This window comes from Chryseobacterium sp. II3a, assembly GCF_057815135.1.
Genome location: NZ_JBYPZJ010000003.1, coordinates 71,465 through 88,026, shown reverse-complemented (window position 1 = coordinate 88,026; position 16,562 = coordinate 71,465). Strand labels below are relative to the sequence as shown.

At 34.8% G+C, this 16,562-nt stretch carries 18 protein-coding genes; 13 read left to right on the top strand and 5 right to left on the bottom strand.

Features of this window, described 5'->3' with window-relative positions:
* Positions 1–2 precede the first annotated feature (2 nt).
* Together AC3HD6_RS08910 and AC3HD6_RS08905 are read right to left on the bottom strand one after the other, a co-directional pair.
* On the bottom strand, positions 3–455 hold the full coding sequence (locus AC3HD6_RS08910; protein ID WP_488896019.1) for an HRDC domain-containing protein: 453 nt from the start codon (positions 453–455) through the stop codon (positions 3–5).
* Positions 456–472: 17 nt separating this feature from the next.
* The gene (locus tag AC3HD6_RS08905) at positions 473–805 is read right to left on the bottom strand and encodes a single-stranded DNA-binding protein (RefSeq protein ID WP_045497669.1); all 333 of its coding nucleotides are present in this window, start codon (positions 803–805) and stop codon (positions 473–475) included.
* A gap of 357 nt (positions 806–1,162) precedes the next feature.
* On the opposite strand from AC3HD6_RS08905, the gene AC3HD6_RS08900 reads away from it, so the two are divergent.
* Positions 1,163–2,038, top strand: coding sequence for an AraC family transcriptional regulator (locus tag AC3HD6_RS08900; protein ID WP_488896018.1), 876 nt, complete (start codon positions 1,163–1,165; stop codon positions 2,036–2,038).
* A gap of 67 nt (positions 2,039–2,105) precedes the next feature.
* Positions 2,106–3,272, top strand: a complete 1,167-nt coding sequence (locus tag AC3HD6_RS08895) for an iron-containing alcohol dehydrogenase (protein WP_488896017.1) — start codon at positions 2,106–2,108, stop codon at positions 3,270–3,272.
* Positions 3,273–3,354: 82 nt separating this feature from the next.
* On the opposite strand, the gene AC3HD6_RS08890 is transcribed toward AC3HD6_RS08895, so the two are convergent.
* Entirely contained in the window at positions 3,355–4,380 is a 1,026-nt protein-coding gene (locus AC3HD6_RS08890) for a methyltransferase (RefSeq protein ID WP_488896016.1), read from the bottom strand.
* Between the two features lie 294 nt (positions 4,381–4,674).
* On the opposite strand from AC3HD6_RS08890, the gene AC3HD6_RS08885 reads away from it, so the two are divergent.
* From AC3HD6_RS08885 to AC3HD6_RS08835, 11 genes are all read left to right on the top strand, one after another.
* Positions 4,675–5,397 carry a polysaccharide lyase family 7 protein gene (locus AC3HD6_RS08885; RefSeq protein ID WP_488896015.1) on the top strand — a complete coding sequence of 241 codons (723 nt, stop codon included), beginning with the start codon at positions 4,675–4,677 and terminating at the stop codon, positions 5,395–5,397.
* Positions 5,398–5,533: 136 nt separating this feature from the next.
* On the top strand, positions 5,534–6,136 hold the full coding sequence (locus AC3HD6_RS08880; RefSeq protein WP_488896014.1) for an HPP family protein: 603 nt from the start codon (positions 5,534–5,536) through the stop codon (positions 6,134–6,136).
* Positions 6,137–6,140: 4 nt separating this feature from the next.
* Positions 6,141–6,485, top strand: a complete 345-nt coding sequence (locus AC3HD6_RS08875; protein ID WP_488896013.1) for a hypothetical protein — start codon at positions 6,141–6,143, stop codon at positions 6,483–6,485.
* A gap of 24 nt (positions 6,486–6,509) precedes the next feature.
* Positions 6,510–7,421, top strand: coding sequence for a TIGR01777 family oxidoreductase (locus AC3HD6_RS08870; protein ID WP_488896012.1), 912 nt, complete (start codon positions 6,510–6,512; stop codon positions 7,419–7,421).
* A gap of 6 nt (positions 7,422–7,427) precedes the next feature.
* Positions 7,428–8,018: a Crp/Fnr family transcriptional regulator gene (locus AC3HD6_RS08865; RefSeq protein WP_488896011.1), complete on the top strand. Its 591-nt coding sequence runs from the start codon at positions 7,428–7,430 to the stop codon at positions 8,016–8,018.
* Between the two features lie 54 nt (positions 8,019–8,072).
* Positions 8,073–8,432: a DUF4406 domain-containing protein gene (locus AC3HD6_RS08860; RefSeq protein WP_488896010.1), complete on the top strand. Its 360-nt coding sequence runs from the start codon at positions 8,073–8,075 to the stop codon at positions 8,430–8,432.
* Positions 8,419–9,000, top strand: coding sequence for a GDP-mannose pyrophosphatase NudK (gene nudK, locus AC3HD6_RS08855; RefSeq protein ID WP_488896009.1), 582 nt, complete (start codon positions 8,419–8,421; stop codon positions 8,998–9,000). The genes AC3HD6_RS08860 and nudK overlap by 14 nt, the downstream gene beginning before the upstream one ends.
* A gap of 58 nt (positions 9,001–9,058) precedes the next feature.
* Positions 9,059–9,442 carry a hypothetical protein gene (locus tag AC3HD6_RS08850; protein ID WP_488896008.1) on the top strand — a complete coding sequence of 128 codons (384 nt, stop codon included), beginning with the start codon at positions 9,059–9,061 and terminating at the stop codon, positions 9,440–9,442.
* 46 nt (positions 9,443–9,488) lie between these two features.
* Complete coding sequence (locus AC3HD6_RS08845; RefSeq protein WP_488896007.1) at positions 9,489–9,947, top strand: DUF2750 domain-containing protein; 459 nt, start codon at positions 9,489–9,491, stop codon at positions 9,945–9,947.
* Positions 9,948–9,958: 11 nt separating this feature from the next.
* On the top strand, positions 9,959–10,606 hold the full coding sequence (locus AC3HD6_RS08840; protein WP_488896006.1) for a DUF2306 domain-containing protein: 648 nt from the start codon (positions 9,959–9,961) through the stop codon (positions 10,604–10,606).
* A 597-nt stretch (positions 10,607–11,203) separates the two neighbouring features.
* Positions 11,204–11,584, top strand: coding sequence for a VOC family protein (locus AC3HD6_RS08835; RefSeq protein WP_488896005.1), 381 nt, complete (start codon positions 11,204–11,206; stop codon positions 11,582–11,584).
* Between the two features lie 118 nt (positions 11,585–11,702).
* Here the strand turns inward: AC3HD6_RS08835 and AC3HD6_RS08830 are convergent, their stop codons facing one another.
* Together AC3HD6_RS08830 and AC3HD6_RS08825 are read right to left on the bottom strand one after the other, a co-directional pair.
* Positions 11,703–14,162 (bottom strand): SEL1-like repeat protein, encoded by a 2,460-nt coding sequence (locus AC3HD6_RS08830; RefSeq protein WP_488896004.1) that lies wholly within the window; start codon positions 14,160–14,162, stop codon positions 11,703–11,705.
* 18 nt (positions 14,163–14,180) lie between these two features.
* Positions 14,181–16,481, bottom strand: a complete 2,301-nt coding sequence (locus AC3HD6_RS08825) for a tetratricopeptide repeat protein (RefSeq protein ID WP_488896003.1) — start codon at positions 16,479–16,481, stop codon at positions 14,181–14,183.
* Between the last annotated feature and the right edge of the window lie 81 nt (positions 16,482–16,562).

Here is a 16,562-nt window from a genome sequence, read left to right as displayed (position 1 = left end):
AATCAGACACTTTCAAGGATCTCCAGAATTTCTTCGCCATAATTTTCAATCTTATGCTTTCCGAATCCTTTGATCTCCAACAGTTCTTCTTTTTTGGCTGGTTTATACTTGGCTACAGACATCAGCTCTTTGTTGCTGGCAATGAAGTAGCTTGGCAGATTTTGTTCTCTCGCTTTCTCCGACCTCCAAAGTTTCAGGGCATCAAGAATCTTTTCTTCATCGGAATTAAGGAAATCATTTTCTGCAGAATATTTAACAACCTTTGGTTCTTTCACTGTATTTTTTACCAATTTTGGTTCTTCGAAATACAGAATCACAGACCAATAACACTCATCATTTACAAAAGCGGTCTCCACTTTTATAATTTCATTGCCTTCCAGAAAATCATCAAGCATTTTCTGATCTTTGTAGAGAAATTCTTCAGGAAGCCTGATCTTAAAAACTTTTACTTTCATCATTTGAGTTTTTAGGATTATTTACCTCCCAATAATAGGATTTCATCTACACGAATTTCCGTAATGTAACGCTTTACCCCATCCTTATCGTCATAAGATCTGTACGTAAGCTTACCTTCAATAGCAATCTCTTTTCCTTTGGGAACATACTTTTCCATAATTTCTGCTACTTTTCCGAAAGCAATCAGATTGTGCCATTGCGTCTCTTCTACCTTTTCACCTTTAGCGTTGGTGTAATGATCGCTTGTAGCTAAAGATACACTCGCTTTTACATTTCCGTTTTCGAAGTTTACCATTTCAACTTCTTTACCTGTGTAACCAATTAATGTTACTTTGTTTCTTAGTGACATAACTTTTAGATTTTAATGATTAATATTTCAGATAAGAGACGTTCACTGTTTTCTCAAATCTCTGTTGCAAAGTTTGCGATAACCCCAGAAGTCAGTCGGTTGTAAACTATTTAAATTCGTTTGTAATCGTTTGTGGTCGGATAAATAAAAATAAAAAAAACTGTAAAAATTGTTTTCTAAAGTAAAAAATGATGATTTAATTTAAAAAACAAAACTTATAAAGAAATTAGCCACTAATTCACGAATCTTTTTTATTAGTATATGAGTGGCGATTTTATTTAGATTTAAATTATTTTTGTATCCTCTTCCATACAAAATAAATACAACGGAAGTTTTTTGAATATAAATAATGAATAAATGAAGAAGCTGGAGATTAAAAAGAATATTCAAAAAGAAGAGGATAAAAATCTTTCTTTTCGGGTTTTTGATTTAACAAATGACTATTTGAAAGACTATGTTAAGCCGCATAAGAAAGATCATTTCTTCATTATCATTATTGAAGACGGAACTTTGCACCTGCATATTGAGGATAAGATTCATTCTTTGAAACCTGGGAAAATCTCTGTAGTATTTCCGGAGCAGATACATTTCATTTCTGATATTAGCAATGACCTGAAAGGGAAAATTATTTTATTTGAAGAGATATTATTCTGTTCAGACATTTTGAAAAACGAACTAAGTACTTATAATGTAAATCTTTCCACTCAACTTCATTGTACCATTTTATCTTCAGAAGACTTTCAGCAAAGTTTACATACAATCTCTATTATCCAGGCAGTTTATCAGCATCCAAGCCTTATTAAAAAGGAACAGGCAAGATTTCATATTAAAATTTTTCTACTGGGCTTAATTGAGTCTGTTCATGGCCTACATCCTATTTTACATAAAGAGACAGCCGACAAACCGATCTATGTTCGGTTTAAAAAATTGCTAAATGAACATTATAAACAATACAGAACCGTTCAATACTATGCGGATGAACTGGCTATTACAACCAAAAAATTAAATTCAATTACTAAAAGGCATTGTGGAGAAACGGCCATTCAAGCTATTCATAACCGAATCTTAATAGAGATTAAAAGACAATTGATGTTTTCAGATCTTTCACATAAAGAAATCGCCTTTGATCTTGGCTTCAATTCTCCTTCTGCTCTCAACAAGTTTGTAAAAGCTAAATTGAAGGAGACTCCTACTGCTCTTCAACAGGAATTGGCACAAATGTATAACACATAATCTTGTTTGTATAACATCGTCCGTCCGGGCTTCTATAATTTTGTCTCATTAAAATCAAACAAAAAAAATGAGCAAATTATTCATTGCAGGAGAGGTTTTCCATGGTGCCGGAAGTCTTTCAGAATTAGCAAATATTAAAGGTAAAAAAGCGGTAATTGTAACAGGAGGAAGCTCTATGAGAAAAAGCGGAACTCTTGACAAGGCTATTACTTATTTAACAGAAACGGGAATCGAAACTCAGATTTTCGAAGGTGTAGAGGAAGATCCATCATCAGCAACATGTCTGAAAGGAGCTGAAATGATGAAAACATTTGAGCCTGATTGGGTGATTGGTTTAGGTGGTTGTTCTGCCATTGATGCCGCAAAAATCATGTGGGTATTTTATGAATATCCTGATGCTGATTTCGATTCCATGATTAAGCCTTTTACAGTTCCTATTTTAAGAAACAAAGCAAAATTTATCGCGATTCCTTCTACAAGTGGTACGGGAACTGAAACAACAGGTCTTGCCGTGATTACAGACAGAGAAAAAGGAGTAAAATATCCTATCGTTTCTTATGAATTAACCCCGGATATTGCCATTGTAGATGGAGAAATCTGTGCTTCGATGCCTGCTCATGTGACTTCCAATACAGGTCTTGATGCATTGACGCACTGTGTGGAAGCTTTTGTATCCAATATTGATAATAATATTGCTGATGCGCTTTCAAAAGGAGGTCTTGAGATTGTTTTCAATAACTTAAAAGAGGCCGTAGAAAACCCAAACAATATTACAGCCCGTCAGAATATGCATGACGCTTCCTTTATGGCAGGTTTAGCTTTCAATAATGCTTGGTTGGGAATTGTGCACTCTTTATCTCACCAGGTTGGAGCATTGTATGGAATTCCTCACGGAGCATCTAACGCAATTTTCCTTCCAAACGTTATCCGTTATAATGCTCAGGCTACAGAGCGTTATCCTGATTTAGCCAGAGTAATTGGTAAAGAAACTGCTGAAGATCTTGCTGAGGCTATCGAGATATTACGTTCAGAAGTTAATAATCAATCTGCAATTAAAGAATTCGGAATTTTAAGAGAAGACTGGGATAAAAACATTGATTATATCACTGCTAATGCTCTTGCAGACCCATGTACAGGATTCAATCCAAGAATTCCTTCTTTAGATGAATTAAAAGCTATCTATAATGCTTGTTATGAAGGCCTTGTATATACTGAGGAATTGGTATTAGGATAATAATAAATTTTAGCATAAAAAAGCAGTAAGCCTAATAAACTTCCTGCTTTTTTTATTCATAGGGTTCTTCACCTAATTCGTTTTAGATTTTCTCACATTCAATGATGCTTTTCGCTTCTGTACCAATCTGAACAAGCCTGTTGAATTGTAACCCAGATTTTTCCAAAAGAACTTTAAATTCACTTAATGTCCTTTCTCTTCCGGTAAGACAAGCCAGCATTACGATATCCAAAAGTTTGGCAATATGAGGCTGATTCAAAGAGTCATCAGGAATAACAGCGTCTATAATCAATAGTTTTGATCCTTTTGGCATTGCATCATAGCAGATTTTTAAAATCTGAACACATTCATCATCGCTCCAATCATGGATAATCCATTTCATTGTATATAAATCTGCCCCTTCCGGAACTTTTTCAAAAAAACTACCAATGGCAACAGAACACCTTTCTTTTAAATCTTGGGGGATAAGTTCTTTGGTTTTTTCAATCACATTCTCTTCATCAAAGATAATTCCCGAGCTACCGGGTGCCGCATTCAGAATTGTATACATCATTACTCCATTTCCCCCACCTATATCTACTATTTTTTTATAAGGATTGAAATCATAGTTTTCTATAATTCCTTTTAATTCTATTCCTGACATTCCTGTCATTCCTTTTCCGAAATTCTCTCCTATTTCCGGATATTGTTTATAGTAATCCCAAAGAGGCATTCCGTGGATGTGATCAAAAGGAATCTTACCTGTCTGAACACCGTAAGTAAGTTCTCCATAAGTAGGAAAATGCTCGCTCATAATCGTAAGTACAAAATTCTTGGCTGTTCCTGGAACATCAGTCTGCAAAGCTGCCCCAAAATCATTTAAGCCAAATATTTGACTTTCCAATTCTTCAAAAATACCAACGCTACTTAATGCTCTCATGACTCGATACAATGCTTTTTCATTAGATTGAGTTTCTCTTGCTAATGAAGAGATTGTTTTGGGTCCCTCTGCAAGATAATCTGCAATATTTAATTCTGCAGCGGTCTTTACACAGCCAGCAAGCCACACACCTCCTAATACTTCAAACATTTTTAAAGTAAATTCCGGTTTTACGGGTTGTTTTTTCATAGTAATAATTTTTAATTTGGATTAAAGTTTATAATATCATGATTCAAAGTGAATGAAATTATATATTTTATTAATAACACAACAAGATATAGATTAAAAAAATAAACTAAATTAAAAATTAATATCCTGAATTTTATCATTAAAAGTTGATAATAAAACTCATATTTCCGATTTTATTCTTTATTCATCAAGATTATATTAACTTATTATAAAAAATTCACAAACATCAACTTCCATAAAAAGCTGTCCAAAAAATAATATACCTTAGTATTGTACAATTAAAATCTACCAGATATGCAGAATCATTTTAAAAACATAACAAAAGCAGGACTGCTTGTCTTATGTTCAGGTTTTTTGCAGGCTCAAAAAACTTATTCAACTGTTCCTCGGTCTCAATTTGATTTAAGTGGCTTTAACCTTCAAATTCCTATTGAGAAAAACAAATCCATTACCATCATTAAAGGGGCAGACATTGCTAAGTTTTCTTCGGAGAATTTTTATTTTTCACCAGAAGACATGAGCATCCGTCTTTTCTGTTCTTCTGATGGCAAAACTACTCAGGGATCACACTATCCCAGAACAGAACTCCGACAAGTTGATGAATGGCATTTTGAAAACCAACATCATTTGCAGGTTAAAATGGCTGTATTAAAGCAACCCAGTACCGGAAAAATTATTATTGGACAGATCCATGGTAATTCTAAAGGAACGGAAGCGGTAAAGATCTGGTGGAATAATGGAAACCTTCAGGTGGGTTTCAAAAAAGAGGTTGATGATAAGGAACAACGCATTACCCTTTTGAAAGATATTCCTTTAGGACAAGTATTTGATTATTCTATTCAGCAAAACAATTTAGATATTCAGGTTAAAATAAATCAACAGACAACTGCATTCAGCCTTGGAAACAGCTGGAAACAGCAATCTGTATACTTTAAAACCGGCAATTATCTGCAAGACAATAAAATTCCTGTGACCTCGGGTACTGTGGCTATTTATGAGATAAAAGCAAGTCAATAAACCCAAAAACAATTTCTGTCTTTGAAGCAATCTTGTTTTTTAATGATCTAAAAGTGTATGTCTTCAACACTATCCACTTACAAACGGATAATTCTGTATCTTTGTTCTATTATCAAAAAAGAAGACCCCTAACTCAATGAAGAAGACAATAAAAAGAACGTTCAGAGTCTCAAAATATGTAATCTATAAAGAAACCTTGATTGATTACAAGGAGCATTTCTGGTCATTCTTAGGTGCTTTTTTTGGAATTGGACTGATTGCTTTTATCCAATCCCATTCTCTAGCTGAGACAGAAAATATATTTCTAATCGGTTCTTTCGGGGCATCCAGTGTTTTGATTTATGGAGCCATCCAAAGTCCGCTGGCTCAACCTAGAAATTTAGTAGGCGGACATGTTCTTTCTGCATTAGTTGGTGTTACAGTCTATCAGTTTGTTCCTGATATTATCTGGCTTTCGGCTCCATTGGCTGTGGCTTTTTCAATTGTACTGATGCAGTATACAAAAACCCTGCACCCGCCAGGTGGAGCAACGGCTCTTATTGCGGTAAGTTCTACCGGAAAAATTCCGGAATTAGGATATTGGTATGTTATCTCCCCGGTTCTTTCGGGGTGTATTATCCTGTTGCTTGTGGCTTTATTTTTCAATAATATAACGCCCAATAGAAGTTATCCTTCACACAGCAGGTTGATGAGATTGCTAAGGAAAAAACATGCTCATGGGCACAAATTGAAAAAGTAAAAAAATGAATTGTCTGGAATGCGGCGAAAAAATCATCGGAAGGTCTGATAAAAAATTCTGCAATGATGCCTGCCGAAATGCCTATAATAATAAGCAGAATAAAGATTCTACAAATCTCATGCGGAATATCAATAATAAACTCCGCAAAAACTACCGCATTCTTGTAGAGACCAATATAGATGGTAAAACAAAAATTGCTAAATCCAAATTGGAAAGTCTGGGTTTTGATTTTGACTATTTCACTAACCTAAAGATTTATAAAAACGGTTCTGAATATAAGTTTATTTACGATTATGGCTATAAACTTTTAGAAGAAGACTTTGTTTTGATTGTCAAAAATCAGGCATAATCACACCTCACAAAATATATCAGTATGAAAGAAATTGTTTTGATTACCGGAGCAAACGGTTTGATTGCAAAAGAGCTGGCAAAAAAAATAGGGAATGAATATGAAGTAAGATTTCTGACCCGAAAAAAAAGACAAGCCAATGAATATGAATGGGATCTCAAAAAGAAAACTATTGATGAGGCAGCTTTCAATAATGTGTCTCATATCATTCATCTTGCCGGTGCCAATATTTCAGAAAAGCGCTGGACAGCAGAGAGAAAAAAAGAACTGATTGCCAGCAGAGTGGATTCTGCAGCATTGCTGCGAAATACTTTAAGAAAGAAGGAAATTAAACTCAAATCTTTTATTTCAGCTTCAGGAATCAATTTTTATGGAACAAAGACTACGGAAAAAATATTTTCAGAAAATGATCCGCCGGGACATGACTTCCTCAGTGAAGTGGTGGTGCTTTGGGAAAGAGCTGCTGATCATTTTAAAGAACACAACCTTGCAGACAGAATTGTAAAAATCCGTACTGCCGTTGTTCTTTCTGAGAAGGAAGGTGCTTTAAAGAAAATGCTTCCTCCCATACAATATGGTATTGGCTCAGCTTTGGGAAGCGGTAAGCAATATATGCCATGGATTCATATTGATGATATTTGCTCTATGTATGAGTTTGCTTTAAAAAATCATGATCTTCACGGCGCTTATAATGCTGTTTCACCTCAGCATGCCACCAATGCTGATCTGACAAAAAAGATCGCTGAGGTTCTTCATAAACCATTGTTTATGCCCAACGTTCCCGCTTTTGTTTTAAAAATGTTATTTGGTGAACTGGCCAATGCAATTTTGGAAGGTTCCAGAGCTTCGTCACAAAAAATTCAAGATGCAGGTTTTCAATTCAAACATCCTGATTTGTATGAATCATTGAATGATTTACTAAAAAAAGAGAACTGATCTTTTATGGAAAAGCACTTAATTCTAGAAAATATTTCCAGACATATTTCACTCAGCAACGAAGAAGTAACTTATTTCCTTTCTCTATTGGAAGAAAGAAAGATTCGGAAAAAAGAACTCATTATAAAACAGCAGCAACCCTGTAAACATATTAACTTTGTTGTATCAGGTGTTCTACGAGCATTTTATATGGATGCATCAGGAAAAGAATCTACCATTATGTTTGCCGTTTCTGACTGGTGGATCACGGATATGCATTGCTTTATTGATGAAAAGCCTGCTATGCTCAATATTGAAGCTCTCGAAGAAAGTTCAATTTTGCAACTTTCCAAAGATCATTTAGATGAACTTTACAGGAAGGTACCTAAGTTTGAAAGATTTTTCAGAATTATGATGCAAAATGCTTATATCAGAGAACAGCTTCGGATCATAGAAAATTTATCTCTTCCGGCAGAAGAGCGGTATTATAATTTCCTTAAGAAATACCCTTTGGCAGCAGAGCGTGTTACCCAAAAGCAGATTGCTTCTTATCTTGGAATTACTCCGGAGTTCTTAAGCATCATTAAAACAAATAAGCAAAAAAGTAACTGCTCTTAAACTATATTATTTTTTTTCTCTTATAAGTTCTGTTATTTTACTCAAAAAAAAATTATGCTTATACTTATTGCAGGTCCATATCGCAGTGGAACCAATGACGATCCTGAATTGATTCAGCAAAACCTTGATAATCTTGAAGCAGCAGCTTTACCTATTTTCAGAAAGGGACATATTCCTATTATCGGAGAATGGGTGGCCCTCCCTTTAATTAAGCTGGCTGGTTCCAGTCAAATTGGAGACCAAAAATGGCAGGAGATACAATATCCAGCAGCTCATCGTATTCTTGAAAAATGTGATGCTATTCTGCGAATTGAAGGCACTTCCAAAGGAGCAGATGAAGACGTAAGAATCGCCAGAGAAAAAGGTCTCAAAATTTATTATAACATCGAAGACATCCCCCATGCAAAATCCTAATATTACTATTTTAAAAACAGATATTTTATCTGACAACTGGTATACTTTAAACAAAGTTACTTTCACAGTCCGTAAAAAAGACGGAACTACAGAAACCCAAAGCAGAGAAGCTTACGACCGAGGAAACGGAGCTGTTATTTTGCTTTATAATAAAGCATCCAACACTGTTATTCTGACAAGACAGTTCAGATTGCCTACTTATATTAACGGGAATACTACCGGAATGCTTATTGAAGCTTGTGCGGGTCTTTTAGACGATGATAATCCTGAAGATTGTATCAAAAGAGAAACTGAAGAGGAAACAGGATATAAAATTTCTAAAGTTGAAAAGATATTTGAAGCCTATATGTCCCCTGGTTCCGTAACGGAAATCCTTCACTTTTTCATTGCTGAATATTCTAATGAAATGAAGGTTACTGATGGCGGCGGTCTTGAGGAGGAAGGAGAAAACATTGAAGTACTGGAATTGTCTTTTGAGGAGACTCTTTCTATGATTGATACGGGAGTAATTAAAGATGCAAAGACCATTATGCTGTTGCAGCACCTAAGAATGAAGGGATTTTTATAACACTTTTTGCAGATAGATTTCTGCCTACATGTAATTTTTTAATAACTATATTTAAAACATGAATAACTTATCAACTCTTGAACACATAAAGCTTGCTATCAATCCTATATTTCAGGATTGGGTATTGTTTAAAAATGACACCTATATTATTTTTGACGATATTACTACTGTAAAAGATGTAAGGGAGGAAGCAATCAAACTTATGAAAGAATTTGGACCTGTCTTTGCAGGAGGCCCTGCTGGAGATTTTAATGTCATTCATTTGAATTCTACAGAAGGTTGGCTTGTTTCCGGACATGGATATGGTATGTATACTTATGTACATCCGTCGGAACTGGATAATGAAACACCCAATGATTTGGAAATAGGACTCTTTGGAAGATCAAAACGAAATTTCGATGGCGAAAATCCTGAGATTGTACATATTAATAATAACTTATAGCCCGGATTTTAAATCCCCCAGCAGCTTTAATTCATAATTTCCAATCATGCTTCAAGATCATATTACCCTAAAGAACCGATATAAAGCTTTTATCCAAAAAGTAAGTGAAACAGAAACCGTATATGGTTTAAAAGACGATAAAGGATATGCTACCTCCTACTCTAATGATCAGGAATATGAAGATGGAGAACCGGTTCAACTCATTTGCTTCTGGTCAGATGCTGTAAGGGCTAAATCATGTGTAGACAAAGAATGGAATAGTTATGAAGTTACTTCTATTCCACTTCATGAATTTCTGGAAAACTGGTGTCTGGGAATGAACAGTGACGGTTTACTTGTAGGGATTAACTTTGACAGTAACCTTTTTGGATACGAAGCTGAACCTTTGGAACTTGTTCTCGACATCATTGAGGAGCTTAAGAATAACAAAAAAACGTTGATCCTAAGAAAATTTGACCATCTTGAAGATATGGAAAATCAGATCAGAGAGGTATTAAAAGACTAAAGAACAAGTTCATGATAAAATCATTGGGAATAAAGGCTGCTAAAATTACAGCAGTACTCTCGGTATTTATTTTCAGTATTCTAATGCTGAAAACGATCTCCCAATATACTACTCTTGATAAAACAGTAGGTTTTCTTGCCTTTAAACAGCAAGTAGTCAATACCCCTTATTGGATGACCTTTTTTTACATCCACATTTTTTCAATAACTCTATGTCTTTTGACTGGATTAACTCAGTTTTCTCCTCAATTCCTGAGAGAGAACAGAAGTTTGCATAAAATCATTGGAAAGGCTTATGTCTACAACATCCTAATTATCAACGTCCCAGCCTGTTTTGTATTGGGATTATTTTCGAATGGCGGATGGATAGGAATTACAGGATTTCTGATTCAGGATATGCTTTGGGCCTATTTTACAGTAGTTGCTGTAGCTTCTATTAGAAAAGGAAATATCATCAGGCATAAAAACTATATGATCTTAAGCTACGCTGTTACTACCACTGCCATCACCTTCAGAATTATTAAGAATCTATTTTATAATGAGGAACGGCATGATTATGAGCTGTTCTACGGTATTAATGTATGGCTGGCTCTTGTAATCAATCTACTCATTGCCTATTACTTTGTTAGAGGAAGTTTCCGCCCCTATCGCCCCAAATAGATATTCGTAAAGAAAATGTAAAGGCTGATACATACTATAAGAACAAATGATCCGATAAACATCAAAGTATCAAAAAGTACTTCATATTTGTACTTTCGAGTCCATCGATTACAAAAACGTACGATCACCTTAGAAATTGCGGCAAAAACAACAATTACAAAGATTAAAAACAGAATGATTATCAGGTAAATCCAATCAAAATCCATAGAATGTGATGTAAATAAAAAAGTTATTTAAAATTCAATTATTATCTGGATAAATCAAGATTTGCAATGAAAACATAAAGGCTAACAAATGATATAAGGAGAAATGATCCTATAAAAATCAAAGTATTAAGAAGAACTTCATATTGATTTTTTCTGGTCCATTGATTACAGAAACGCATGACCAGATAAGAAATCCCACCAAATAGAGCAATAATAAAAATGAGAAAAAGGTAGATCATAGTGTACTATTAATTCTTGTAAATCTATTATTTTAAAATTAAAAAAAGGATAGGAAACCTAAATATCCCCAATTTCAGCTATAAAATTGCATGCATTAACAGCCTGAAAATTCTGATATTTGTACCACTATTAATGTTCAAAAGCAAAAATCATGAGAATTAACCATATAGACCACATTGTATTAACTGTAGCCAATATCGATAAAACGATACAATTTTATACTCAGATCATGGGTTTTGAAGTAATAATATTTGGTGATAACCGGAAAGCACTCGCTTTTGGAAATCAAAAGATCAATCTCCATCAAAAGGGCCATGAGTTTGAGCCTAAAGCCGCAATACTTACCCCAGGTTCTGCAGATCTTTGTTTCATTGCCCAAACAGATATTCATGATGTATTGGAAGAACTGAAACAAAAAAACATTGAGATTATTGAGGGAATTGTAGATAGAACGGGTGCTGTAGGAAAAATAAAATCTGTCTATTTTCGTGATCCGGACCAAAACCTCATTGAAGTAAGCAACTATTTTTAGATACTAACCGCAAATACTACAGTAAAATAATTCTAAGTTAGACTATAAGTCTATGTTTCTAGGTTCACTCTTTTTTACCCCATAGAAAAACATAGATAATGATTGTTAGAACTTACGATCATATTTCCATTTCGTTATCCTCACCAAACTTTTTCCAATACTGGTACTTTTCTGAGTCTGCAAAGTCAGGATCTTCTTTATAAAAGTATAAGAGTCTTCTCAAAGCTGTAGTATAATATCCGTATTTCAAAGACTTCTCATAATACTTAATTGCTTTTTTTACACTTGTTTTTACACCTAATCCTTCGTCATACATAATTCCATAATAAATATCAGAATAAGTACCTTCTGTATCTTTTCTTAAATAACGCTGAAGATTGGCAAAATCACTTTTCTGATAATAGATTTCGGCCAATTTCTCATCATTATAATAGAATTTCTTTTCAGCCTGTTTATAATAGTCTAATGCAAGATCATAATCCTGTAATACATATTCACCATAAAAATACAGCAACCCAAGGTTCTGCAGAGCCAAACCATCTCCTAATTCGGCAGACTTTTTAAAACATTGTAAAGCTTTTTTAATATTCTGAGGATACCCTACCCCACTTTGATAATGATATCCCAGATTATTCCAGGCAATAGCATGATCCTTCGAAGCTGCTTTTTCATACAGAGCAAGTCCTTTGTCCAGATCATAATATTCAGGATACTCGTCATGAACATAAATATATCCGAGTTCCACCATCATATCTGTATTTCCACGTCGTATTCCTATTTCATACAGTCTTACAGCATTTTCAATTTTCCCTTCTTCAATGTATTTTTCAGCCATCGACATCAGGGTAGCATTATCAAAATGTTCCTCGTAGCCTGAACCTTTTCTTTCAGTCCATGCTTTATAAAAATCAAGGAAATACTTTTGATCTTTTCCACGCAGGTTGTTTCTTTTTTCGTACAAAGCTCCTAATTGATGATTGGAAACCAGATGAAGTTTTCTTTCGGTATCAAGGATCAACATATCATTTCCTTTATAAAGGCAAAGCATCTGTTCATTATAATCTATCCCTTCACCAATATAGTCGTAAATACCGCTTTGGGCACCTGTTTTCTCATCAAAATAAAACATACCACCTGAAATAGTCACACGGAAAATCTCCTCTCTGCATGATTCTATTTTTTCATACTCTTTAGAGGAAGGCAATAACCAACAATCTTCAGCAGCGTTATATAAGCCCCAGCCGTTTTCATTTGAAAGTAAGAATATATTTTTCATAAACTGGGTATACCAATCTCTATGAATAGTTTCAATGGTATATTCTTTTAACCTGTATTCACCGGATTTTATATCATAAATATACCATTGCTTAGCTTTTTTGTAGGCAAAAGAAGTATAATAATCAAGAATCATCATGGTATCTACTTCAGTATCCAGAAGAGTTCCGTCCGCTTTTATAATGCTGATTTTTTTCTGAAATTTATTAGGTTTAGCCCAATAATATCCTTCTCCAATTTCATTCAATACCTCTTCAGGATATTCGCCTAGAAAAACGCCATCAAATGTATAAAAAGCTTTTTTGGATGTTCCTTTCAGTGAACGATAAATCAATTCCGAATAATTAAGCTCAAAAGGTTCATCAAAACTTTCTTCAATGATGGATGTATTGGATGCGTCAATGAGGCGATACTTCCCTTCTTTTTTAGCATTAAAAAGACAGGCATGTCTTAACATTTCAAGCTCTTCATATTCACAAGGGATCACAATTTCGCTGGTAATAATATTGATGAGTCCGCATAGATGATCGATTTCTATAATTCCATAATGCTTATTATCTATAAAAAAAGAATCAAAAGCATCATCATAGATGCACTCAACAAGTACTTTACCATCGTTTCTCAGGTATCCGTACTTGCCGTTTTTCTGTGCTACCGCAATCCCCTCTTCACTAAAGACAAATATTTCTTCGTAAACAGGCGACGTTATGATATTTCCCTTTTTGTCTTTCAGTCCCCAAAGGCCATTCTCTTCAAAAATTTCTGAAATATCTTTATACAAATCTTCATTCCAATAGCCGAGACCGTAATCAACCCAATCTGTTTCCAACATTTCTAAAAAGGAGCCATATCCACTTCTGGCTACAATTTCTTTTTCCAACCATGCCAGATTTTGCTTAGCTATCGCTTTATCATACAGTCTGCTCTTTTCCTTGATCTCATCTACCCAATTTTTAGCCTGATCAGAATGTTTTTCTTCACTCATATTGAAAACATCCCATCCATTGATCATAAAGGAATCATAAGGAAGGTCATTCAACATCTCAAACATTTTGTTGACAGGTTCATAATAAGCTTTTTTGTAAAGCAACTGGTAATGTTCTCCCAACAACTGATAAAATGATTTCAGTCTTTCTACTCCATTGATTTTATCAAAATACAGAAGTTTTCCTTTTGCCCTTGGATCACAGGAAAATAGAGGAAAAAGCAATTCCGGAATTTCGTAATTCCACTCCCCCAGATAGTATTGGTATTGCTCTCCTGTTTTTGAATCTACATTGTATACGTAAAGACGGTGTGCCATTTTTCTATTCTTTAATGATTAAAATCCGAATTTAGAGAACAATCCCGGCTTTTTCCATGAAGCTTTATATTCATCAGCAATAGGATCATAATCTGCAACGGAACGTACCTGGTCCAAAATAGCATGCGCTTCTTTTATATTTCCAGCTTGGTACAAAACCACAGCTTTTGCAAGCTCAACACTTTCTACAAGGTCGTCATAGCCCCATTCTTCAGCATTGTAAATGGCAGTGAACCTATCGGCTAAGGCTAAAGTCTGATTTTTATTATTCAGCTTTTCATAAACCCTGATTCCATAGCTTAGCCAAAGTACATATTCTTCAGGATCCATGGCGTCTTCACTTTCAGCATCGTACTGGCTGAAAATGCTTAATGCTTCCTGGTAATTTCCCTGAAGAAAATCACTTTTAACAATCATATAAATGGTTTTCGCTTTATCAAAAGCGTCCAAAAGAAATTCTTTTTTATTTTCAAGATATCTTTTGGCTGCTAAAGCCACTTTTCCATAATTTTCTTCTTCATTATAAATCTGCATCAGGGCAAACTGAGGGTTAGCTTCCTGTGGAAAACGTGCTGCCATTCCTTCATAATGAGCTTTCCTGATATGAATATCCTGGCTGTCCAGATGGTGAAATAAAATACCTTCCAATTTATTTTTTGCTGCTTCCAGATCCCTGTAGTCATACTCATCAATTTCGGGATTTTCCATAGTATGCTGATAGGCATAGGTAAGAACTTCTTCCACTTCTTTATAAACATCATCAGCCCCCAGCAATTCATGAATCTGAACCTGAAGTGCCCTGTTATAAAGACTTTTATAAAAATAGTCTTCACATTCTCCATAAAGACTGAAGTAGTCATTCAGTGCTTTTTCTGTCCTTTCATAATTTCCTCCATTCATCAAAGCATCAATCAGAGTCAGGCGAAGTTCCATAAATTCTGAATATCTGAGTCCTTCGGAAGCGATCTCAATTGCTGCCTGATAATCTCCCAGCAATGAATGTTTAATGGCTAAATTATTACAGCACATTGCTCTGGTATGCAAATCATTATAATAATCACTCTCAAACTTACCTTCTTCAAAATACTTTCGAAATGCTTCATGCGCCTGCTCATATACAATACGGCCCACATTATGCCATTTCTGTTTATCACTTTCATCTTCTAATGCTTCTATACACTCGTTCAGTAAAACTCCTTCGTTGTAAATGTCTGCAGGGTAATCAGAAAATTCAGGAACTTCGGATAATACCGTTCCATTCAAAAGATATATGGAGTCTGCTTTTCTTCTCCAGGCCGTAGCATTGGATGATAATTGTACTGCTTTTTCCAATAAAGGAATCGCTTCAGCATAGCGCTCATTTTCATATAGGAATGTCCCTGCAAAATGATATCCTGAGAACAGTTCCGGGTAGGAATTGATAACTTCAAGCGCATGATGGTAGTAAAAATCCGTAGAAACCTTTAGAAGGTCATTATAATTTCGTTCAATAATCAACTGATAATAGTAAACATCAGGATTATTAAAGCCATTTCCAATGAGTTCTGCAAAGCGCTGATGCCATTCTACCAGTTTTTCATGAATGTGAAGTGCTGAATTTTCTCCTTTGATCGCCTTCATCATCATCTTCAGTGAAAGATCAGGTGCGTTATTTTCATAGGCTATATCAGCAAGATTGATAAAATCATATTCATTTCTACTTACAAAAAAAACATGTTCCTTATCGATAAGCGTGGTAAGCTCTTCTCCTGAAATCATTTTTGTACGGTCTAACAAATAGATCTTTTTGATCCAATAAAGCGAGGTGTTTTTGTCCCGGATCTCCCGGTTATCAGCATCTGCTTTTTTAGAATAATATATTGCGGCTTCAAGACTGTTCAAAAGCGCTTTATGTTCTTCCAGGGATTCATATATTTTAACCAAGAAATCATAGCCATACCTTACATAGTCCGGATCCTCCAACATTCTTTCCGCATAGCCTATAAACTCCATTTTATTTTCCTGTGTGATATGCTTTCTCGTTCTGGCGATCTGCATCAGGGTATATTCATTTCCTAAAGGGTAATCCAGAATATTGTATAGTGCTTTTTGATTGTTGGGGTTAATCTGCAGGATTCTGCGTAAGTAAGGAATAACATAATCTCTTATGGCATCATAAACGGCTTCATGTCCTTCGTAATAGACAATGTCGTGATAAGCTACTGCCATTAAAAATAATACTTCTTCATCCTCGGGATAAGATAACAAGTATTGTTCTCCTTCTATAATACACTGATCAAGGTCTCCTCTGTAAAACAGTTGTTCTAAATTGTCGTACATTATTAATATTTTGTTCTATAATTGAATCATTATATTCCCTTTCTGTCTCAGCAGAGATCAGAATTCATAATATAAGGGGTG